The 22,178-nt window shown below is 67.4% G+C and carries 18 protein-coding genes; 6 read left to right on the top strand and 12 right to left on the bottom strand.

The features are described from left to right. Positions 1-108 precede the first annotated feature (108 nt). Entirely contained in the window at positions 109-2,385 is a 2,277-nt protein-coding gene (locus C995_RS0108455) for a YgiQ family radical SAM protein (RefSeq protein WP_018864525.1), read from the top strand. Positions 2,386-2,718: 333 nt separating this feature from the next. On the opposite strand, the gene C995_RS0108450 is transcribed toward C995_RS0108455, so the two are convergent. Genes C995_RS0108450 through hpnD form a run of 3 tightly spaced genes read right to left on the bottom strand, consistent with a single transcriptional unit; the run spans position 2,719 to position 5,730 of the window. Beyond that, positions 2,719-3,528, bottom strand: a complete 810-nt coding sequence (locus C995_RS0108450; RefSeq protein ID WP_018864524.1) for an SDR family NAD(P)-dependent oxidoreductase — start codon at positions 3,526-3,528, stop codon at positions 2,719-2,721. Continuing rightward, positions 3,525-4,859 carry a hydroxysqualene dehydroxylase HpnE gene (gene hpnE / locus C995_RS0108445; protein ID WP_018864523.1) on the bottom strand — a complete coding sequence of 445 codons (1,335 nt, stop codon included), beginning with the start codon at positions 4,857-4,859 and terminating at the stop codon, positions 3,525-3,527. Before hpnE ends, C995_RS0108450 begins: the two co-directional genes overlap by 4 nt. Before the next feature lie 13 nt (positions 4,860-4,872). Then, positions 4,873-5,730 (bottom strand): presqualene diphosphate synthase HpnD, encoded by an 858-nt coding sequence (gene hpnD, locus C995_RS0108440; RefSeq protein WP_018864522.1) that lies wholly within the window; start codon positions 5,728-5,730, stop codon positions 4,873-4,875. A gap of 182 nt (positions 5,731-5,912) precedes the next feature. On the opposite strand from hpnD, the gene hemN reads away from it, so the two are divergent. From hemN to C995_RS0108430, 3 genes are all read left to right on the top strand, one after another. Continuing rightward, complete coding sequence (hemN, locus tag C995_RS0108435; protein ID WP_018864521.1) at positions 5,913-7,298, top strand: oxygen-independent coproporphyrinogen III oxidase; 1,386 nt, start codon at positions 5,913-5,915, stop codon at positions 7,296-7,298. Between the two features lie 69 nt (positions 7,299-7,367). Next, positions 7,368-7,601, top strand: a complete 234-nt coding sequence (locus tag C995_RS13985) for a hypothetical protein (RefSeq protein WP_081618883.1) — start codon at positions 7,368-7,370, stop codon at positions 7,599-7,601. A 269-nt stretch (positions 7,602-7,870) separates the two neighbouring features. Continuing rightward, entirely contained in the window at positions 7,871-8,068 is a 198-nt protein-coding gene (locus tag C995_RS0108430) for a DUF2283 domain-containing protein (protein WP_018864520.1), read from the top strand. 20 nt (positions 8,069-8,088) lie between these two features. On the opposite strand, the gene hpnC is transcribed toward C995_RS0108430, so the two are convergent. From hpnC to C995_RS0108390, 8 genes are all read right to left on the bottom strand, one after another. Next, positions 8,089-8,958: a squalene synthase HpnC gene (gene hpnC / locus C995_RS0108425; protein WP_018864519.1), complete on the bottom strand. Its 870-nt coding sequence runs from the start codon at positions 8,956-8,958 to the stop codon at positions 8,089-8,091. A 5-nt stretch (positions 8,959-8,963) separates the two neighbouring features. Next, positions 8,964-10,301 (bottom strand): DNA recombination protein RmuC, encoded by a 1,338-nt coding sequence (rmuC, locus tag C995_RS0108420; protein WP_018864518.1) that lies wholly within the window; start codon positions 10,299-10,301, stop codon positions 8,964-8,966. Further along, positions 10,286-10,972 carry a phosphoglycolate phosphatase gene (gene gph / locus C995_RS0108415; protein WP_018864517.1) on the bottom strand — a complete coding sequence of 229 codons (687 nt, stop codon included), beginning with the start codon at positions 10,970-10,972 and terminating at the stop codon, positions 10,286-10,288. The genes rmuC and gph overlap by 16 nt, the downstream gene beginning before the upstream one ends. After that, complete coding sequence (gene ubiG, locus C995_RS0108410; protein WP_369771651.1) at positions 10,969-11,712, bottom strand: bifunctional 2-polyprenyl-6-hydroxyphenol methylase/3-demethylubiquinol 3-O-methyltransferase UbiG; 744 nt, start codon at positions 11,710-11,712, stop codon at positions 10,969-10,971. Before ubiG ends, gph begins: the two co-directional genes overlap by 4 nt. 11 nt (positions 11,713-11,723) lie before the next feature. Further along, positions 11,724-13,061, bottom strand: a complete 1,338-nt coding sequence (locus tag C995_RS0108405; RefSeq protein WP_018864515.1) for a TRZ/ATZ family hydrolase — start codon at positions 13,059-13,061, stop codon at positions 11,724-11,726. A gap of 107 nt (positions 13,062-13,168) precedes the next feature. Beyond that, the gene (gene wrbA / locus C995_RS0108400) at positions 13,169-13,789 is read right to left on the bottom strand and encodes an NAD(P)H:quinone oxidoreductase (RefSeq protein WP_018864514.1); all 621 of its coding nucleotides are present in this window, start codon (positions 13,787-13,789) and stop codon (positions 13,169-13,171) included. Positions 13,790-13,877: 88 nt separating this feature from the next. After that, entirely contained in the window at positions 13,878-16,688 is a 2,811-nt protein-coding gene (locus C995_RS0108395) for an EAL domain-containing protein (protein WP_018864513.1), read from the bottom strand. Positions 16,689-16,929: 241 nt separating this feature from the next. After that, positions 16,930-17,322, bottom strand: coding sequence for a DoxX family protein (locus C995_RS0108390; protein WP_018864512.1), 393 nt, complete (start codon positions 17,320-17,322; stop codon positions 16,930-16,932). 278 nt (positions 17,323-17,600) lie between these two features. Between C995_RS0108390 and C995_RS0108385 the strand changes: the two genes are divergently transcribed. Both C995_RS0108385 and C995_RS0108380 read left to right on the top strand, forming a co-directional pair. Continuing rightward, positions 17,601-18,704, top strand: a complete 1,104-nt coding sequence (locus tag C995_RS0108385) for a hypothetical protein (protein ID WP_018864511.1) — start codon at positions 17,601-17,603, stop codon at positions 18,702-18,704. Further along, positions 18,701-19,462, top strand: coding sequence for an OmpA family protein (locus C995_RS0108380; RefSeq protein WP_018864510.1), 762 nt, complete (start codon positions 18,701-18,703; stop codon positions 19,460-19,462). The genes C995_RS0108385 and C995_RS0108380 overlap by 4 nt, the downstream gene beginning before the upstream one ends. A gap of 34 nt (positions 19,463-19,496) precedes the next feature. Here C995_RS0108380 and glnD read toward each other — a convergent pair whose 3' ends face one another. Next, on the bottom strand, positions 19,497-22,178 hold the full coding sequence (glnD, locus tag C995_RS0108375; protein WP_018864509.1) for a [protein-PII] uridylyltransferase: 2,682 nt from the start codon (positions 22,176-22,178) through the stop codon (positions 19,497-19,499).

The following is a 22,178-nucleotide window of genomic DNA, read 5'->3' as shown; positions in this document are numbered from 1 at the left end:
GGCATCCCTTTCGGCCCCGCAAGCGCCGGGGCCGTTTGATCTGGCGGCGTTTCCGGCGTGTAATGCGCGGGTTTGAATCCACCGGCCCCGCGCCGGGAGCCCGAGTCCATGTCCGCTGTCCCCGATTTCCCGCCTTCGCTGTTTGCGCGCAAGCCCTACTGGGCCAAGCGCTTCGGCACGGCCCCGTTCCTGCCGACCACCCGCGAGGAGATGGACGACCTCGGCTGGGACAGCTGCGACATCGTGCTGGTCACGGGGGATGCCTATGTCGATCACCCAAGCTTCGGTATGGCGATCATCGGGCGGCTGCTGGAGGCACAGGGCTTTCGCGTCGGCATCATCGCGCAGCCGGACTGGACCTCCGCCGAGCCGTTCCGCGCGCTGGGGCGCCCCAATCTGTTCTTCGGCGTCACCGCCGGCAACATGGACTCGATGGTCAACCACTACACGGCTGACCGGAAGATCCGCTCCAACGACGCCTATACCCCGGGGGATGTCCACGGCCACCGGCCGGACCGCGCGGTGATCGTCTACGCCCAGCGCGCCCGCGAGGCGTACAAGGACGTGCCGGTGGTCGCCGGCGGCATCGAGGCGAGCCTGCGCCGCATCGCCCACTACGACTACTGGCAGGACAAGGTGCGCCGCTCGGTGCTGCTGGATGCGCGTGCCGACATCCTGCTGTTCGGCAATGCCGAGCGCGCCCTGGTCGAGCTGGCCCATCGCGTGGCGGCCGGCGAGCACCCGCGGGAGATCACCGATCTGCGGGGTACGGCGTTCCTGCGCGATGCGGTGCCGGGCGGCTATGTGGAGCTGGACTCCAGCGAAGTGGATACCCCGGGGCCGGTAGACGCCAACCCGGACCCCTACGCGATGGTGTCGCCGTCGACCTGTGCCGACGCCGAAACGCAGCAGGAACCGAAAAGTGCCACCGAGGAGGGCGGCGCCCAGGTCGTTCGCTTCCACCGCGACATTCCGCGCGGGACCCCGCGAGACCAGACGGTCATCCGCATCCCGGCCTTTGAACAGGTCAAGGGCGACTCCGTGCTGTACGCCCATGCCTCCCGCGTGCTGCATCTGGAGACCAACCCGGGCAATGCCCGCGCCATCGTGCAGCGCCATGGCGACAAGGAGGTCTGGCTGAACCCGCCGCCGATCCCCCTGACCACTGCGGAGATGGATGCGGTGTTCGACCTCCCGTATGCCCGCGCGCCGCATCCCTCCTATGGCGATGCGCGCATCCCGGCCTGGGAGATGATCCGCTTCTCGGTGAACATCATGCGGGGCTGCTTCGGCGGCTGCACGTTCTGCTCGATCACCGAGCACGAGGGCCGCATCATCCAGAGCCGTTCCGAGGAGAGCGTGCTCAAGGAGATCGAGGAGATCCGCGACAAGGTCGACGGCTTTACCGGCGTGGTCTCCGATCTCGGGGGCCCCACGGCCAACATGTACCGTCTGGCCTGCAAGGACCCGGAGATCGAGCGCAACTGCCGCCGGCTGTCCTGTGTCTATCCCGGCATCTGCAAGAACCTCGATACCGACCACACGCCGCTGGTGAACCTCTACCGCAAGGCACGGGCGCTGCCCGGGATCAAGAAGATCCTGATCGCCTCGGGCCTGCGCTACGACCTGGCTGTGGAATCACCGGAGTATGTGAAGGAGCTGGTCACCCACCATGTGGGAGGCTACCTGAAGATTGCGCCGGAACATACGGAATCTGGACCGCTTTCCCGCATGATGAAGCCGGGCATGGGTGCCTACGACCGCTTCAAGGCGATGTTCGAGAAATACTCGAAACAGGCGGGCAAGGAGCAGTACCTGATCCCGTATTTCATTGCCGCGCACCCGGGGACGTCGGACGAGGACATGCTGAACCTCGCGCTGTGGCTCAAGCGGCACAACTTCCGCGCCGACCAGGTGCAGGCCTTTCTGCCGAGCCCGATGGCGCTGGCGACCGCGATGTGGCACTCCGGGCGTGATCCGCTGCGGGGCATCAAGCGCAAGGCGGGGGATCGGGTGCCGGTCGCGCGCGGTGCACGGGCGCGGCGTCTGCACAAGGCGTTCCTGCGCTATCACGATCCGAACAACTGGCCGCTGTTGCGCGATGCGCTCAAGCGCATGGGCCGCGCGGATCTGATCGGCAATGGCAAGCATCACCTGATCCCCACCTGGCAGCCCGCCGGCACCGGCCAGGGCACGGGCGGGGCGAGGGCCGCCACCGGCGGCCGCGTGACCCGCGGCGGCAAGGCCCTGAAACAGCGCGGCCAGACCTTCCAGACCCAGCACAAGGGCGTGGAGACCGCCGCCCGCCCGGCCGGGCCCGGCCAGAAGAAGGGCCCGCCCCGGGCCAAATCCCGCCCGGGTAAGCACCGGCCGCAGCGTCCGTAGACTCCACCTCCGCTTCCTGAATTTTGTAGGAGGCCAGCCCTCTGGCCGATGGGGCATGTCCGACACCCGATCGGCCAGGGGGCTGGCCTCCTACGGGGGGCGGAGGGCTGGTTCGGGGACTCCGGCTGTTGTGGGGTAACCTCGCCAGCCCGCTGCGATGACCGTCGGCCCCGGTCATCGCGTCGCTCTGCCTCTCCGGCATCGCGGATAGACGCTGCGGGATTATTGCTGCGTCGGAAGGGGTAATGTCTTGTAGGAGGCCAGCCCTCTGGCCGATTGGATACCAGACAAACCCCATCGGCCAGGGGGCTGGCCTCCTACAGGGGGCGGTGGTTAGCCCTCTTGGGGCTGGCGGTGCGGGCGGGGTGCCGGTTCGGGCACATGGCCCTCCAGCGACAGGTGCAGACCGGTGTGTTCCGGGTCGGTGGTGTCGAGGAGGTAGAGGTACGGGCCGACGACGTCTTCCGGGCGTGGCAGCTTCTCGGCGTTCTCGGCCGGGTAGTGGCCGGCGCGGAAGCGCGAGCGTACGGGGCCGGTGTCGATGCCGTTCACATGGATGAAGTGCTTCTCGTTGCGGTGCTCGCGCGCGAGGATGTCGATCATGGCGTCCTGCGCGGCCTTGGCCATGCCGAACGCACCCCAGAAGGCCTTGCGGCAGTCCTGGGTGGAGACGACCAGGCTGCCGTGCGGGCTGGCCTCCAGCAGCGGGAGCACGGCCTGGGCGAGGAAGAACGGGCCGTGCAGGTTGCTGTTGATGACCTTGAACCACAGCTCGGGGTCGTAGCCCTTCATCGGCGTCAGCGTCCCGGCCCAGCCGGCGTGCAGCACCAGCCCGTCCAGCCTCCCGAGGGAATCGCGGATGTTCTCGGCCAGGTCGCCGTAGTCCTTGACCGTCGCACCCTCCAGATTGAGCGGATAGATGGCCGGCTGCGGGTGGCCCTCCTGCTCGATCAGGTCGTAGGTCTTCTCCAGCCCCTTGATGTCCTTGTCCAGCAGCACGACGATCGCACCCGCCGCCGCGCAGGCCTGCGCGATCGCGCGCCCGATGCCCGCAGCCGCGCCGGTTACCAGGATCACGCGGTCGTTGAAGGCACCCGGCTCCGGGCGATAGTCCAGCAGGGCGGGGATGTCGATATCGGTCAAGGCAGGCTCTCCAGTAGCTTGTGGGCTGATTCTAATCCAGACCGCACGGCGGCTTCGAGGGTGGAAGGCAGGCCCGGCGTCACATAGTCGCCAGCCAGGAACAGTCCGGGCCAGGCGGTGCCGGCCACTGGGCGCAGTGCGTCCAGATCGACCCGGGCATCGATGGTGGCGCGTCTCTCGCACACCACATGACCGGTTTGGGGTATTCCCAGTTCGGGGAAGGTCCTTTCCAGTTCTGCCGCGACGCGACGCCAGCGCTCCTCCGCCGTCATCGCCGGCAGGTCGTCCGCTGTGGAGATCACGACGGCCAGCCAGTCCGGCTCGCCGGCCACCCGGCGGGGAATCAGCCATTGTCCGTGCTGGTCGATCAGCCCCTGTAGCAGCGGGCGTGCCGGGACGGGGTCGGGGTAGCGCAGGTAGACCGTACAGATGCTGCGCTCGCCCATGGCCATCAGCGCCCGATGGTGGGGCTGCAGCTCGGGGGCTGCGGGCAGGAGTCGAGCGGCTGCGCTGGGCGCGGTGGCGAGGATCACCGCGTTGGCATAGGTGACGCGATGGTTACGGTCGCGCAGCTGGTAGCGGGCCTCGGGACCCCCGGGTTCGATGGCCACAATGCGCCGACCGGTCTCGATCGTGGCACCGCGCTCGCGCAGTTCGCGCAGGGCGGGTTCCGGATACAGCGATCCCAGTGGCCGGGTCGGGATCAGGAGCCGGGCGTCGTCCGGCCCGTGGTTCAGGGCCAGACGCAGCACGTTCTGGAAGATCTGCGCCGAGGCGCTGCGGATCGGCGTGTTCATGACCGCGAGGCACAGCGGTTCCCAGAGCTGGCGGATCAGCGTGTCCGGCTGATGGCGCGTCTGCAGCCATTCGAGTACGTCGAGATCCTCGTCCAGTGGCCGATGCAGGATCGAGGCCGCCCCGAGCAGAGCCGGGAGGCGTCTGTGCAGCGGGGTGCCGGCGAGGCTTTTCCACAGGCCGCCGGCGAGGGCCGGCAGGCGCGGCGAGCGCGGTTCCAGGGCCAGGGCGGGGTGAGGGCGGCCCGGTGCATGCATTCGCAGACCGAACGGCAGGGCCGCGAAGGCGCGGTCCGGGTCGGTGCCAACCGAGCGCAGTTGTTCCAGGGTGGCGTGACAGGCGCCGACCAGCACGTGCTGGCCGTTGTCCAGTTCGGCGCCATCGCGGTTCAGGCTGCGGGCGCGCCCGCCCGCGGTGGCGGCGGCCTCGATCAGGTGGACCGCGATGCCGGCCCGGGCCAGGGTCAGCGCGGCGGTCAGGCCGGCCCAGCCGGCGCCGAGCACGACGACCGGATGCGAGGCAGGAACGGCGGCCATGGGGCGGGCGGGGTCAGCCCGCGCGGCGGTATTCGCGCTTCAGGCGGCGCGCGGTACGCCAGGCGATCCACAGCTTGCGGATCGGGGTCAGCCGCACGCGGTGCTCCAGCACGCGATAGCCGTCGTCCTCGATCTCGTCGAGCAGGGTGCGGTAGATCGCGGCCATGATCAGGCCCGGGCGCTGGGCGTAGCGGTCCTCGGCGGGCAGGTGCTCCTCCGCGCGCTGGTAGTAGCGGCGAGCTCGCTCCGCCTGCTCGGCGAACAGAGCACGATGGCGGTCGTCCGTGACATTGACCTGAAATTCCTCGGGCTTTACGCCGTGCTTTTTCAGCTCGTCCATCGGGATGTAGACCCGGCCGCGCATCGCGTCCTCGTGGACATCACGCAGGATGTTGGTCAGCTGCAGGGCCATCCCCAGGTCATGCGCGTATTTCAGCGTGCGCCGATCCGAGAAGCCGAAGATATGGGCGGACAGGATCCCGACCACGCTGGCCGCGCGGTAGCAGTACAGCGACAGCGTGGTGAAATCCGGGTAGCTGTCGTAGTCGAGGTCCATCTGCATGCCGTCGATGATCTCGTCGAAATACTCGCGGCTGAGATCGAACGGCGCCAGATGCGGCTGCAGGGCCTGGGTGATCGGGTGGCGCGGCTGATGATCGAACAGGCGCTCGATCTCCTCGCGCCACCACTGGAGCTTGGTGCGAGCCACGCTTTCCTCGCTGACCTCGTCGACGATGTCGTCCACCTCGCGGCAGAACGCGTACAGCGCGGTGATCGCTCGGCGCCGGTCGGGCTCCAGGAACCGGAATGCGTAGTAGAAGCTGGAGCCGCTCTTGGCGGCCTTCTCCTCGCAATATTCGTCGGGGGACATACGCGCTCGGGATCGGGGTGCCGTCTTGGGATGGCAAGGCTAGCACAGCGGGACCGGGATGCGGATGGCGGCGGTGATCGAAGCCACGTTTGACATACATCAACCGTACCCGGCCGGAGGGCGCGTAGGGTGAGGGTGTCAGGGTGGCGCAAGGGGCCCGCCCTCCCGATGCGGAGAGCCGTATGGAACAGCGTCTGGTATTCGATCCCGAGGTGTTGCGTCGCTATGACGTGAGCGGCCCTCGCTACACGTCCTACCCCACGGCGCCGCAGTTCCACGAGGGGTTCGACGCGCAGGCCTATGCGCGGGTGGCGCGGGCGACGAATGCCGAAGGGGCGGCGCGTCCGCTGTCGCTCTATGTTCACGTGCCCTTCTGCGACACGGTGTGTTTCTACTGTGCCTGCAACAAGGTGATTACCGGCAATTATCGGCGCGCGACGAGCTATCTCGACTCGCTGGAACAGGAGATCGCCCTGCAGGGTGAGCTGTTCGATCGGGAGCGACCGGTTCGCCAGCTGCACTTTGGTGGAGGGACGCCGACCTACCTGTCCGACGATGACCTGACCCGGGTCATGAAGGCCCTGGGCCGGCATTTCACGCTGGAGACCGGTCCGGAGCGCGAATTCTCCATCGAGATCGACCCGCGTGCCGTGCGGCCCGGCACCCTGCCGCTTCTGGCGTCGCTGGGCTTCAACCGCGTCAGTGTCGGGGTGCAGGATGTCGATCCCGCCGTGCAGAAGGCCGTCAACCGCATCCAGCCGTTCGAGGTCACCGCGCAGGTGGTACGCCAGGCGCGCGAGCATGGCTTTACGTCGACCAACCTGGATCTGATCTACGGGCTGCCCCTGCAGACGGTGGACACGTTCTCCGCGACACTGGACCGCGTGCTGGACCTGCGTCCGGAGCGGCTGGCCGTGTACAACTACGCGCACCTGCCGGAGCTGTTCAAGACGCAGCGCCAGATCCGCGATGGCGACCTTCCGCCGGCCACGGAGCGGCTCGCGATCCTCGAGATGACTATCCAGCGTCTGACCGACGCGGGGTATGTGTACATCGGCATGGATCACTTTGCGCTGCCCGATGACGAACTCGCGATCGCCCAGCGCGCGGGCACGCTGCAGCGAAACTTCCAGGGCTACTCGACGCGCGCGGAATACGATCTCGTCGCGCTGGGGCCGACCGCCATCGGCAAGATCGGAGACAGCTACAGCCAGAACCTGCGCGAGGTCGATGCCTATCAGGAACGGCTGGCGTCGGGTCAGCTGCCCGTGTTCCGCGGCCTCGAGCTGAATGAGGACGATCGCCTGCGGCGCGCCGTGATCAGCGAGTTGATGTGCCACTCGAGGGTCGACTTCGGCGGCATCGAGGCCGCATTCGGCATCGACTTCCGGGAGACCTTTGGCGATGCCCTGGACCGCCTGGCCGAGATGGAGGCCGACGGCCTGGTGACCATCGGCCGCGACTGCCTGGAGGTCCAGCCACGCGGCCGACTCCTGCTGCGCAACATCGCCATGGCCTTCGACGCCTATTTGCACCGTGAAGGACGGCGCTACTCGAAGGTGGTTTGACCGGTGGTTGACGTTTCGACAACGTTGGCGAAAGCTTGAGGTTCATGAACCGGCAACAGGGACGTTCCGGTGAAGACAACACGTTACTTCGAGACCGTACGTTTGCGGCCCGATCGCCGCATCATCAAGGACACATGGATCGAGGCCGCGATCGATCACCCCATCCGGGAACAAGTGCAAGGCGATGGTCGTATCCGCCGATGGGCCCGGATCGATGAAGCGGATGGCCGCTATCTTCGGGTAGTCCTGCTTCCTGACGGAGTGACGGTCCACAACGCCTTTTTTGATCTAGGGAAACACTGATTAATGTACACACTCGCGTTGGTACCCCAGGTTTTCCGAGACCAGGCGCGGTGCGCAGCCGGTAGTGGTTCTACCGGCAAGGACCGCAACGCAGGATCGGGGAACCTGGGGTGCCAACCCCGAAGGGGCTCGGCCGCTTTTGCGCGCGCACGGCGTTGCGGTTCCCTTGTGCAGAATGACTGCACGGCGGTCACCGCGCCTTGTTCGCACGCAAAAGCGACTCGAGCGCGAGCGTGTACATTGATCAGTGTTTCCCTAGGGTTCAAGCCATGAAGCTCCAGTACTTCGCGGATACCGACACGCTGTATATCGAGTTCCGGGGCGAGAACGTGGCCGAGACCCGTTCCCTGGACGAGAATACGACACTGGATGTGGACGCCCAGGGCGGGGTCTGCGCGATCACCTTCGAACATGCCAGTGAGCGTACCGACCTGCAGCACTTGACCGTTGAGGGTATAGCGGCCTGAACGGGGCGTTCAGGCCGCTTTCAGCGCTTGCGGCGGCGGGGGCGCAGGCTGTGGGCGAGGATGATCCAGGCGTCGCGGGCGCGCAGGCGCGGGCGGGCGAAGACGTCGTCCTGCTGGCGCAGGCGCCAGAGTACGCGGGCGCCGCCGTTGATGATCGCGCGGATCTCCAGGCCCATGCGTCCGCGCAGCATGCCGCCGAGCGGTGCCCCGGCGCGCAGCAGGCGATCGGCGCGGGCGTACTGGAACTGCATCAGGTTGCGTAGCGCGAAGGTCGTCTGGCCCGCCGCGATCATCTCCTCGCTGACGCCGTACTGCGCCATCTCGTCCTGCGGCAGGTAGATCCGGTTGTTCTCGGTGATGTCCTGGTGCAGGTCCTGATAGAAGTTGATCAGCTGCAGCGCGGAGCAGACCGCGTCGGAGTAGCCGATCATCTCCTCGGTCGGATTCCCGTCGAGGTACAGCATCAGCCGCCCGACCGGGTTGGCGGAGCGGCGGCAGTACTCCATGACCTCGCCAAACGTGGCGTAGCGGGTCTGTTCCAGGTCCTGGATGAAGGCGTCGACCAGATCGACAAACGGGGCGGCAGGCAGGCTGAAGCGCTGCCGCGCATCGGCCAGCGCGATCCACTCTGGCTCGGATTCCGCGGCCGGGTCTTCGAGGATCTGCACGCGTTCCTGCATGGCGATCAGGTCGGCACGCCGCTCGTCGATGGTGCGCTGGTCCTCGTCGGCGAGGTCGTCGGCATCGCGGGCGAAGCAGTAGACCGCGGCGACCGGCCCGCGCAGGCGCGCGGGCAGCAGCCAGGAGGCGACCGGGAAGTTCTCGTAGTGCGCGGCCGCGCGGCGCCGGCAGTGGCGGTACGCGGCGCGGATGTCGGGGCGGTCCGCCATGCGGCTCAGTCCCGCGAGCCCGTGTCCGGAGCGGTGTCGCCGTCCGGGTCGTCGTCCGGGAGGTTCGCGTCGACGGGCTGACGGGCGCGATTGTTCAGGGTATCCGGCGCCTCCGGGTTCTTGCGCGCGCGGATACCCAGCTCCTGGAACCGTCGGGCGCTCGGCATGACCTGGCGCTCCAGGCTGCCTACGGTCTTGTTGAAGGCGTCGGTACTCTGGTCCAGCGCCTTGCCGAGGCGCGCCAGGTGCTCGGTCAAGGTGCCCAGACGGTGGGAGAGCTCCGCGCCGAGGTCGCGAATCTCCAGCGCGTGCTCGGTGAGCTGCGCCTGTTGCCAGCCGTACTCGACGGTGCGCAGCAGGGCGATCAGCGTGCTCGGGGTGGCCAGCAGCACCTGGCGCTCCAGTGCGTATTCCAGGAGGCCGGGTTCGTGTTCCAGCGCGGCGGCCAGGAACGGGTCGCCGGGCAGGAACAGCACGGCGAACTCGGGGGACTGCTCGACGCTGGCCCAGTACTGCTTGCTGGAGAGCTCGGTGACGCGCGAGCGCAGGTGCTGGGCGTGACGCTTGAAGGCCGCCGCGCGCGGCTCGGGGTCGGCTGCGGCGACCGCGTCGAGGTAGGCATCCAGGGGTGTCTTGGCATCCACGACCAGGGCCCGGTTGCCGGGCATGTGCACGAGCAGGTCCGGGCGCTGGCGGGCGCCGTCGCCGTCCAGCGCCGGTTGTTCGGTGAAGTCGCAGTGCGCCGAGAGGCCCGCGAGCTCCACCGCGCGCTTGAGGGTGAGCTCGCCCCAGCGCCCGCGCACGCCGGGGCGCGACAGGGCCTGCACCAGGTTGTGCGCCTCGCGCTGGAGCGTGGCGTTGTCGGAGCTCAGGCGCTGGATCTGTTCATTCAGCGCGGCGAAGGCCTGCGCACGCGAGCGCTCCATCGCGTTGATCTCGGCCTCGGTCTTGCCCAGCGTCTCGCGGATGGGCTTGAGCATCGCCTCGACCTTGTTCTCGGAGCGCTCGATCTCGTTCTGGCCCTCGCTAAGCTTCTGCGACAGGATCGACTGGGCGAGGCGCAGGAACTGGTTGGAGTTGGCCTCCAGCGCCTCGCTGGCGAGCGCCGAGAAGGAGCGGTCGAGTTCCTGGCGCGCGGTCTCGAAGCTCTGGCGCAGGTCCTCGCGGCGCTGTTCGGCGGCTTCGAGTTCGGCCTCCAGGCGGGCATTGCGCGTCTGCAGATCGCCCACGCGGCGATTGAGGCGCAGACCGGCCAGGGCATAGCCGAGCACAAGGCCGACCAGGAGGGTCGCCCCGAGCGCAGTCCAGGCGGTGAGGGGAAGTGCGGTCAGCTCGCCAGCCATTGCGGGCCTGCCTTGGCCTGGTGCCAGCCCCAGAAGTCGTCCGGTCGATCGAGGGCACCATCGGCGCCCCAGCTGTCGGGATTCTGGCTGGCGTCGATGTAGCCCCAGCGTGCGACCAGTGTCGCCATGCCGGCGGCGCGACCGGCCGCGATATCGCGTTCGGCATCGCCCCAGTAGCAGTGCTGTTCGGGCGGGAGCCCCGTCTGGCGTGCGGCCAGCCACATGGGCTCGGGGGCCGGCTTGCGTTGCGGGAGGGTGTCGCCGCTGACGATCGCGGCCAGCCGAGGCGTCAGGCCCAGGGCATCCAGGAGCGGCTCGGTTAGCCAGGCGGGCTTGTTGGTCACCACACCAAGCGGCCAGCCGCGCTGCTCGCAGGCGTCCAGCACCTGGTCCAGCCCGGGGAAGAGGCTGGTGTCGATGCACAGGTCGCGGGCGTAGATCTCGAGGTAGCGCTGCTTGAGGGCCTCGCGGCGCGCACCCTCGACATCCGGAAAGCCCAGTTGCACGAGGGCCTGGGAGCCGTGCGAGACGTGATTGCGCACGGCCTCGAAGGGCAGTGGCGGGCGATCGTTTTCGGCCAGCAGCACGGTCAGCGCGGCGTGCATGTCCGGGGCCGTGTCGAGCAGGGTCCCGTCCAGGTCGAACAGGACCGAGCGGAGTTCGCGGCTCATGGGGTCTCGCTGTCGCTTTCCGGGCGGCGCGCGGCCATCAGGTAGTTGACGTCCGTGCGCGGGACCAGCCGATAGCGGCCGGACAGCGGCGAGTAGGTGAGCCCGGTCATGTCGATGACCTCGAGGCGGTGCCTGCGCAGGACCGCGCCCAGTTCGGAGGGGCGGATAAAGCGGCTGTACTCGTGTGTGCCGGTGGGCAGCAGGCGCAGGACGTATTCGGCACCGACGATCGCCTCGGCGAACGCGCGGGGGGTGCGGTTGATGGTCGAGAGGAACAGCCAGCCACCCGGCCGCACCAGCTGCACCAGGGCGTCGATGACCGCCTCGGGATCGGGCACGTGCTCCAGCATCTCCAGACAGGTGACCACGTCGTAGTCACCCGCATGATGCTCGGCATGGGCCTCGGCGGTGGTGTGCAGGTAGTGAATCTCCAGCCCGGAGTCGTGTGCGTGTTCGCGCGCGACCTCCAGATGCTCGGCCCCGGCATCCAGTGCGGTCACCTGTGCGCCGCGCACCGCCATCGCCTCGGACAGGATGCCCGCGCCACAGCCGACATCCAGCACCTTCTTGCCGGCCAGATCGGCGTGCTGGTCGATCCATTCCAGGCGCAGGGGGTTGATCGCATGGAGGGTGCCAAAGGCGCCGTTCGGGTCCCACCACTCGTGTGCCCGATGCGTGAACTTGTGCAGTTCGGCGTGATCGACGTTGTCGCCAGTGCTGCTTTGGGATTCGCGGGTCATGGTCATCTCGATTACGCGGCCAGTTCGCGCTGGATTTCCAGCACGCGCGCGCCCCATTCGCGGGCCTCGGCCTGGAGCTCGTCCAAGTCCAGCGTAAGCAGTTCCCGGTCCCTGAGCAATGGCCGTCCGGCGACATGGACGTCGGTTACCGCCTCGCGGGTGGCGGCGTAGACGATCTGGGCGGCGGGCTCGTGCATGGGTTGCAGCTCGATGGCGCGAAGATCGATGCTGACCACGTCGGCCTGCTTGCCCGGTTCCAGGCTGCCGATGCGGTCGGCCAGGCCCAGCGCTCGGGCGCTGCCCAGCGTGGCCATTTCCAGCGCGGCGGTGGCGGGCAGGGCCGAGGCATTGCCACTGATGCCCTTGGCCAGCAGGGCAGCGGTGCGCATCTCGCCAATCATGTCCAGGTCGTTGTTGGAGGCGGTGCCATCGGTGCCCAGTCCCACGGTCACGCCGGCGTCCAGCAGTTCGGCGACCGGACAGAAGCCCGAGGCGAGCTTGAGATTGGATTCCGGGCAGTGTGCGACCGACACCGGACGCCCTTGCAGCAAATCGCGGTCTTGTGCGCTGACCTGGGTCATATGCACGGCGATGAACGGCTGGTCCAGCAGGCCCAGGCGTGCCAGCCGGGCCAGCGGCCGCTCGCCGTGGTCGCGTTCGGCATCGGCGATCTCGCCGGCGGTCTCGTGCACATGCATGTGGATGGGGACGGCCAGCTCGCGGGCACGCTCCGCCACGCGCTGCAGGCTCTCGTCGCCGACGGTGTAGGGGGCGTGCGGCGCCACGGTGTAGTGGATGCGGTCGTGGTGCTGCCAGTTCTCCACGACCTCGGCGCCGCGCTGGAAGTACTCGTCCGCCGTCTGGGCCCAGGGTGTCGGGAAGTCGAACACGGTCAACCCCAGCGCGGCACGGATGCCGGTTTCGTCGACCACGCGCGCGGCATCGTCGACGAACAGGTACATGTCACTGAAGCAGGTAGTGCCGCCGCGCAGCATCTCGGCGACCGAGAGGCGCGTGCCCGCGCGCACGAACTCGGGCGACAGCAGGCGCCCTTCGGCCGGCCAGATGTAGCGCTTGAGCCAGTCCATCAGTGGGCGGTCGCTGCCCAGCCCGCGCAGCAGGCTCATGCCGGAGTGGGTATGCACGTTGACCAGGCCCGGGATCAGGGCATGGCCCTCGCGGTGCAGATGTTCGGCATCGGGGTACTGCGCGAGGGCTTCTTCGCGCGGCAGCAGGGTCTGGATGATGCCGTCGCGAATCACCAGTGCGTGATCAACGAGCACCGTGTCGCGCGGGATCACCGGCAGAATCTGCGAGGCACTGAGAACCAGGATTCGGGTTGTCGACATGGGAGGCCAGATCGAGGGAATTCGGCCGCGCATGGTACCGCAAAGGGGCGGCGAAGGCCGCCCCGTCAGGGAAATACTGCTCAGTGTCTCCCCGGGTGTCAGATCCGCTATTGGGCCTGGCGTCCCAGGACCTGGGCTCGAGTGACCTCGGCGACGTGCCGCCCCTGGGAGGCCGCCATCGCGAGTTCGTTCTCGCTCGGCTGGCGCGAGCCGTCGCCGTCCGCCAGGGTGGTGGCACCGTAGGGTGTGCCGCCGCTGATCGCGCTCATGTCGAGCAGGCGCTTCTCGCTGTAGGGCAGTCCCACGATGGTCATGCCGTAGTGCATCAGGTTGACGATGGTCGAGACCAGTGTGGTCTCCTGGCCGCCGTGCTGCGAGGCGGTAGATCCGAATACGGAGCCGATCTTGCCGACCAGCTTGTCCCCAAACCACAGCGCGCCGGTCTGGTCGAGGAAGTTGGCCATCTGCGCGCACATGCGGCCATAGCGGGTCGGAGTGCCGATGATGATCGCATCATAGTCCGCCAGTTCCTCTGGCCTGGCGATGGGAGCGGCCTGGTCCAGCTTGGCGCCGGCCTGTTTTGCCACGTCCTCGGGCATCAGTTCCGGGACGCGCTTGATCGTGACCTCGGTGCCGGTGACCTCGCGGGCGCCGCGGGCGACGGCCTCGGCCATCTGCTCGATGTGGCCCCAGGTGGAGTAGTAGAGGATCAGGACTTTGGTGCTCATGGGAAGGACCTCGCGGGTTCGAAGATACCCCCAGAGTAAGTCCCATCAAAGCGAACGAAAATGGCTTTATTGTCGCTTTATAGTTCGATTAATTCGAATTGTTGTGGGTCTGGTGGATGGTCTTCTGGTGTTCGGCAGACGCGGCGAGCACAGCCTGTTCGAGCCCCTTGAGGTCGCCGGGGTAGCCGTACAGATACCCCTGGAAGTGGCGACAGCCCAGGCCGAACAGGAAGGCCCGCTGCTCGGCGGTTTCGACCCCTTCGGCAATCACGTCGAGGTCCAGGGTATGGGCGAGATTGACCACCATTTGCGCAATTGCGGCGTCGTTCGGGTCATCCAGTACGTCGCGCACGAAGGACTGGTCGATCTTCAGCTGGGACAGCGGCAGCTGCTTGAGGTAGGCGAGGGAGGAATAGCCAGTACCAAAATCATCCAGCGCGAACTCGACACCCAGCGTCCGCAGCTCGTCGATGTGGGTGATTACCGTGTCCACGTCCTCGAGCAGCATGCTTTCGGTCAGCTCGAGCTTCAGCCGGTTGGGCGGAGCGCCGGTTTCGCGCAGCATCTCGCGCAAGTGGTGGACGAACTGCGTGTGGCGGAACTGTCGAGCGCTGACGTTGACCGAGAGGGTCAGCTCGCAAAATGGCGCAGTATCTCGCCAGGCGGCCAGTTGGCGACAGGCGGTGCGCAGGACCTTGCGCCCGATGGGTACGATCAGCCCGGTTTGTTCCGCGACGGGGATGAACTCGGCAGGGGCGATCTCGCCGCGTTGCGGATGGGGCCACCGCAGCAGCAGCTCGGCACCGATTACATGGCCATCGGCCTCGACCTGAGGCTGGTAGGCGATGGTGAACCGATCCTGGTCGAGCGCCTCGCGCAACTCGCTTTCGAGCTCGAAACGAGCCTCCACGGCGCGATGCAGTTCGGGGTCGTAGAAACGCACGGTATTGCGGCCGGCATTCTTCGCTCGATACATCGCCAGATCGGCCTGCTTCAGGACCTCCTCGACGCCGAGGCTGTGGCCACTGAACAGGGTGGCCCCGATGCTGGGTGTGATGTGCCGGTTCTGGCCGGCAAGCTCGAAGGGGTCGCGCAACAGGGTGATCAGCTTGCGTCCAACGGCCTCCGCTTCGGTAGCGGCCTGTGACGGATCCGGGTGGAGATCATTGAGAATGATCACGAACTCGTCGCCGCCCAGGCGCGCCAGCGTGTCGGCCTCGCGCACGGAATTGGACATGCGCTGGGCGACCTGGCGCAGCAGATCGTCCCCGACCGCGTGCCCCAGGGTATCGTTGATGTCCTTGAAGTTGTCCAGGTCAATGAACAGGACGGCGCCGTGGTGGCGGGTGCGTGCCGTATTGGCGAGTGCCTGGCCCAGCCGGTCATGCAGCAGCGTGCGATTGGGCAGCCCGGTCAGCTCGTCGAAGAAGGCGAGGCGACGAATCTCTTCTTCGGCCTTCTTGCGATCGGAGATGTCCATCATGGTGCCGAACGTCGCCATGACCTGGCCGTCGTCATCGAAACGCGCACTGGCATAGATGCTGACCCAGCGATATCCACCGTCGTGCGTGCGCAGGCGGATCTCCTCGGACTGGGCATGGGTGCCGCCTTCAAGCAGTGTGGAACAGAAGGACTCCGCATCGTCGCGGTCCAGAGGATCGACATAGGCACACATCGGCTGTCCCAGCGTCTGCTCTACCGGGAAGCCGGTCAGGGCCTCCCAGGCCGGGTTCAGCAGCGTCCAGCGGCCTTCGGCGTCGGTACGGAAGATGACCTCGGAGATGTGGTTGACCACGTCCTGGTAGCGGTTCTCGCTCTCCCGGAGGGCCGCCGTGGCGCGCCGGTGGGCGGTCACGTCCAGAGTCAGGCCGCGCAGGCTCCGCCGATTGTCCGAATCTTCGGCCCAGGAGAGGATGTCGCGCAGCCAGATCCACTGTCCGTCGCGATGGGCGAAGCGATAATCCACGACCTTCGGCTCCACGCCTGGTTCGCGTGTGGCTTCGCGGACGCGGGGCAGATCGTCCGGGTGGATGTGCCGGGCCCGGAGTTCGCCACGCCCCAGGTTGCGCGAGGGAAACCCCAGCAGTTTGCGCGTGTCGCCGGCGACAAACTCCCATTCGTGGGTGTCCGGATTCGCCTCCCACAGGATCGCGTTGGCCCCGCCCAGCATGGATTCCAGTCGGGCCACGGAGCGGTTCAACTGCTGGTTTTGCTGCTGCAGGGTCGATTGCGTTGTGCCCAGATGGGCCGCCATATCATTGAAGGTCCGGGCGAGATCGCCGAACTCGTCGCGGGAAGCGATCGGTACCCGGTGGTCCAGGCGCCCGGCTTCCAGCGCCTTGCCGCCCTGCAGGAGCAGGCGCAGCCGCCGGGTCGTCATCAGGGCGAACACGATGGCCGCGAGGATGGAAAGGCCCAGGACCCCCAGCGCCAGCAGGACATTGCGCTCCAGCAGGCTTGCCGACAGCTGGTCGATGGCTTCGGTCGAATAACCCACGACCACGGTCCCGAGGTGGTGGTCGTCCAGCTCGATGCTGCGCGCGATCTCGACCTGGCCGGCCTCGCTGCGCACGCGGGCCTCGGGCGTGGGGAGTTCATCCGGGGCGACGCCGACCGAGGCCACCGGACGACCATCGGCATCAAGGACGATGGAGTAGAGGACGCTGGAGTCGTCGCCTAGCCGGTCCAGGAGGCCCTGCAGCATGTCGGAGTCGCCATCGGCCAGGCCGTGCGTCAGGGCCGATTCCAGTAGCCGGCTCTGTTGCTCGGCCGTGCGTTCCAGGACCTCCTGCTGATTCTGCTGGACCTGAGTGATTCCACTCAAGAGCAGCACGGCGACCATCGCGACCTGAATCGCGACGGTCCCGATAATGATCTGCCACGCGACGTTCAGGCGCACGCAGGCCTCGCCAGCCCGCCGGAGCGGGCGCGAACCGGCATGACGCCGTGCAGCTTGAATACAGGCAGGAGTCGCACCATGGACCGTCCGGAGGTACCCGTATAGACCGGGTTTCAGCGCCTACAAGGTTGGCCATCCTACCTGAAGGGAGACTGATTTTCCTCAGACCTCGGGGGCGTGTCCGCGGGTGTCCCCCCAGCGTGCTCGGCCTACCTGACGACAACCTCGTGAGACTCCACACCTAGTAACGGTTGATGGCGAGACGGCCCGGACCGGTCAGGACAAGGGCGATAGCAGCGAACAGGAACATGGCCTGTAGTTCGATGGCCCATCCGCCGTGCTGCGTCAGCTGGACGACTTCGTCGGCATGGGCAAGCCCGATGGCGAACACCATATGCACCGCGATCAGTCCGGCGCCAATGCGGGCATACAGGCCAATGATCAACAGGACGGGCGCCAGCACCTCGCCGATGTAGGCGCCATAGGCCAGGATCCCGGGCAGCCCGGCGTCGGCCAGCATCCCCTCGATGTGGCCGACGCCTCCGGAGATCTTGTCGATCCCGTACAGCAGGATCATGCCGCCCAGAGCGAGTCGCAGGATCAGCTTTCCACTGTCGTCCAGCAGGTTGCCCATTGGTGTCTCCCCTTTTGGTGGCTCGCAGAGCGTGGCGGCTCGTGCGCGGTGGCATTGGGCGGGAGTCTAGATCATCCGGGGCGAGGCGTTCAGGGACCCGTCAGCGCTTGGGTGGCCCCGCTTGTCCGCCGGGCAAGGCGTTGTGCGTCAAGTAATTGGCGCATTGGCGGGTCTCAAGGGCGCTGCAGCTGACGGAATCTCGATATGGGCCGTCCGATCAGCCGGATTTCTTCACCGGCGAGCACGATGGCGTTGATTTTGCATGCGGGTGTTCCTGCATGCAGATCACCGCGCCGACGGGCGCGGCCGGAGGAATCGAGATGACCATTTTCGACCGGGTAGCCGAGGCGCTGCTCGCTACCCTGCAGGGGCTGACCCCGCTCACCGTTATCGGGGCCTTTTCACTGTTGCTGTTCGCGCTGTTCCTGGCGGCGCTGATGGCGCTGACGCTGCGGCGGGCGAACGCGTTTCAGGGCGCCGCGCCGGGGTTGCTGACCACGCTGGGCGTGCTGGGGACGTTCCTCGGGGTGGCGATCGGGCTGATCGACTTCGACGCGGCGCGGGTGGAGGCGAGTATCCCGGCCCTGCTGGAGGGCCTCAAGCTCGCATTCGTGACCAGCATCGTCGGGATCCTGCTGGCATCGGTATTGCGCGTGCTGCAGGTGATGATGCCGGCCCCGGTCGAGGCACCGGACGACGGGGCTGACCCCCAGGCCAGCGGTGACCCCGAGCGCGTGCTGGCCGAGCAGCGTGATGCGACGCGCGCCCTGCTGCAGGCGGTGCAGCAGATGGACCGCCGCCTGGACGAGCGTCTGCAGAGTCAGCACCACGAGCTGAAGCAGAGCCTGGAGGGGCTGGCGGATCGTATGAGCGAGCTCAGCAGCGGGCATCTGGTGGCCGCGCTGGAGCAGGTCATTCGCGACTTCAATGATCGCCTGGGCGAGCAGTTCGGCGAGAACTTTCGCCGGCTGGATGACTCGGTGGCGCGGCTCGTGGACTGGCAGGATCGCTACCGCGAGCAGATGGATACCCTGCACCGGGCGTTCGATCAGGCACGCGAGGGCGTCGAACAGAGCGGGGGTGCGCTGGAGCGTCTGACCGGGCAGGCATTGAAGATCACCCGGCATGTCGAGGAGCAGGATGCGACGCTGGCCAGTCTGCGCCGGGAGACGGTGGAGCTGGAGGCCCTGTTGAGTGCCATCGCGGCGCTGCGTGACCGGGCCACCGAGGCCTTCCCGGCGATGGATGCGCGGCTCGAGGCGATGCTGGAGAGCATCGAGAACGCCGTGCAGTCCGGGCGCGCGGCCGAGTCGCGCTGGCGCGGCGACGCGTTCGCGGTGGGTGTGGCGAACCCGACGGAGTCCGTGGGGGCGCGGTCGTGATCCTGCGCTGGTTGCTGCAGCGCCGTGCACGCGCCGGCGGCGCAACGCACGAGGCGGATCAGGGCTCGCACTGGCTGGCGGTGGCGGACCTGATGGCCGCGTTGATGATGATCTTCCTGTTCCTGGCGCTGTTGCACATGGTGCAGGTCGAGCGCTCCAGCGCGGCCCATGTCGAGGTGCGCAACGAGGCCGCCGCGTTGCGCGCAGCGATCTACTCGGTGCTGGAGGAGGAGTTTCGCGATGATCTGCCGCGCTGGAATGCGGAACTCGACCGCGACACCCTGACGCTGCGCTTTCGCGAGCCCGAGGTGCTGTTCGAGCGCAGTTCCGCGAGTATCCGCCCGCGTTTCGAGGCGATCCTCGACGATTTCATGCCGCGCTACGCCGCGCAGTTGCGCCCGTTTGCGGACGTGATCCGCGAGGTGCGCATCGAGGGCCATACCTCCAGCGAATGGGCGGGGAGCGACGATGCGCTCGATGCCTATTTCGGCAACATGGATCTGAGCCAGCGCCGTACCCGGGCGGTGCTCGAGCATGCCTACCGGCTCGAACCCCTGCAGGAGGATGACTGGTTCCGCTCGCGCGTCGCGGCGGTGGGCCTGTCCTCCTCGCGGCGGGTGCTGGACGAGGACGGACGGGAAGATCGCGAGGCCTCGCGGCGGGTGGAGTTCAGCGTGCTGACGGACTTCGAGGCGCGTCTGCTGGGCAACGCCGAGGCCCGCCCGTCGCCGGTGCCGCTGGAGGCGCGTTCGCCCTGACCGTTGTGCTGCGGACTCGTGACGCGGGTGTCCGTCAGATACGTTCCAGCAGGGCCGCGCGCAGGGACTCCTGCTGGTCCTCGGAGAGGGCCCCGCCGTTGTTGCATTCCAGCAGGAAGCTGTCCTCCACCTGCTCTCCGGCCGTGGCGATGCGGGCCGTGCGTACATCGATCGCGTGCTCGGCCAGGACGTGGCCGATGGTCGACAGCAGTCCGGGTCGGTCGAGCGCGCGCAGGCGCATGCGCGTGGCCTGCCCGCCAGAGGCGGGTTCGAATTCGATCCGCGTATCGACGTCGAAATGCTTCAGGCGGCGCGGCAGCTGGCGGCTCACTGGGGTCTTTTCAACATCGGTGCGGGCGAGTTCGTTCGCGAGGTACTGACGAATCTCGTCGCTGCGGTAGCCGGCATCCACCGTCTGGCCGCCGCCGCTCTCCAGCACCAGGAAGGTGTCCAGCGTGCGGCCCCCGGCCGTGGTGATGATGCGGGCGTCGACGATGTCGAGGCCCAGCTGGGTCAGTGCGCTGGTGATGCGGGCGAACAGGTAGGGGTGGTCCTCGGCGTAGACGAAGATCTCGGTGCTGCCGCGCGAGGTCTTGGGGCGCACCAGGATCAGCGGCAGTTCGTCGGCCTGTAGCGGCAGCAGCGCCTGTCCGTGCCAGGCGACTTCGTCCGCCGAGTGGCGCAGGAAGTACTCGTCGTCCAGTTCGTCCCACAGGGCCTCGGCCTCGCCCGTGCCGAAGCCGCGATCCTCGAGCAGTTGCAGGGCCTCGCCGCGGGTCTCGCGGATCTGCGCGTCCATGTTCGGGGCCGCGTCGAGCCCGCGTTCGAGCACGTTGCGCGTGGCGTGGTAGAGGGTCTGCAGCAGCGAGTCCTTCCAGCTGTTCCACAGCTCCGGGTTGGTGCCGCGGATGTCGGCGATGGTCAGCAGGTACAGGAAGTCGAGGCGGTCGCGGGTGCGCACCTCGCGGGCGAAGGCCAGCACGACATCGGGATCGGAGATGTCCTTGCGCTGGGCGGTGAGCGACATCAGCAGGTGGGAACGCACCAGCCAGGCCACCAGCCCCGCGTCTTCGTCCGACAGGCCGTGCTGCTGGCAGAAGTGCAGGGCATCGTGGGCCCCCAGCTCCGAGTGGTCGCCGCCGCGACCCTTGGCGATGTCATGGAACAGGGCCCCCAGCACCAGCCGTTCCGGGCGTTCCAGCTCGGTGTAGATGCGGTAGGCGAGCGGCTGTTCGTGGGCGAATTCGGGCAGGGCCAGTCGGCGCGCGTTGCGCACGACGTTGAGGGTGTGCTCGTCGACCGTGTAGGCATGGAACAGGTCGTACTGCATCCGCCCGATGATGCGTCCGAAGGCCGGCAGGTAGTTGCCCAGCACGCCGTAGCGGTTCATGCGGCGCAGCTGGCTGGTAATGCCGCGGGGGGCGCGCAGGATGTCCATGAACAGGGCGCGGCAGATCGGGTTGCGGCGGAAATGACCGTCGATCAGGTGTCGGTGGGCCCGCATCAGGCGGATGGTCGAGGCGCGGATGCCCTGGATCTCCGGGTGCTCCTGCAGCAGGCGAAAGACCTCCAGCAGGGCCGGCGGGTAGATCATGAAGACCTGGTCGTGTGCCGCCTCCAGATAGCCGCCGCGGACCTGGAAGCGTTGATGGATGCGGACCGGGTCCTGCAGGTCCCTGGGATCGTCGAGGATGGCTTCGTTGAAGTGCTGCAGCAGCAGTTCGTTGAGCCGCTCCAGATCACTGATGGTGCGGAAATAGCGCTGCATGAACTGCTCGACCGCACGGTTGTGGTTCTGGTCCACGAAGCCGAAGGTGTTGGCCAGCTGGCGCTGCAGGTCGAACAGCAACCGGTCCTCGCGGCGCCCGGCCAGCATGTGCAGCGCGAAGCGTACGCGCCAGAGGAAGCTCTGGCCCTCCAGCATCTCGTGGAGTTCGCCCTCGCGCAGGAAGCCCAGCGACACCAGTTCCTCGATACGTTCGGCACCGTAGTGGCGCTTGGTCACCCAGCCGATCATCTGGATGTCGCGCAGCCCGCCCGGGCCCTCCTTCACGTTGGGTTCCAGACGGTAGCCGGTCTCGCCGAAGCGGCGGTGCCGGGCCTGTTGTTCCGCGAGCTTGGCGGCGTAGAAGCTGCGCGAGTCCCAGATGCGATCGGAGTCGATAGCGGCACGAAAATCGTTGAACAGGCCGAGATCGCCGCTCAAGTAACGCGATTCGATCAGGTTGGTCGCGACCGTGATGTCGTCGCGGGCCTCGCGGGTGCAGTCCTCGATGGTGCGCACGCTGTGGCCGACCTCGATGCCGATATCCCAGAGGAAGGTGACGAAGGCGCTGATCCGGTCGAATACCGCGCGGTCCGTGGTGCCGTCGATCACGATCTGCAGGTCGATGTCGGAGGCGGGGTGCAGCTCGCCGCGGCCGTAACCGCCGACCGCGACCAGGCACAGGCGGTCGTCGTCGGCCAGGCCCTGCTGGGCCCAGATCAGCTTGAGCATCTCGTCGATGCGCCGGGCGTGGCCGAGGATCAGGTCCTCGATCGGCATGCCGTCGCGAAAACCCTGGTACTGCTGTTCGAGGATCGCCCGCCGACGATCGCGGAACAGGCCGATGTTCCCGGGGTTGCGGCTCAGGCGCTGGTAGTCCTCGCCCCAGTCGGGCGAGAACGCCGGGGTGTCGGCCTCGTTGGGGGTGCCGCCGGCGGGCAGGGTGCTCAT

The sequence above is a fragment of the Thioalkalivibrio sp. ARh3 genome (assembly GCF_000377265.1).
Classification (GTDB): domain Bacteria; phylum Pseudomonadota; class Gammaproteobacteria; order Ectothiorhodospirales; family Ectothiorhodospiraceae; genus Thioalkalivibrio; species Thioalkalivibrio thiocyanoxidans.
This window is presented reverse-complemented; position numbering and strand designations above follow the sequence as displayed.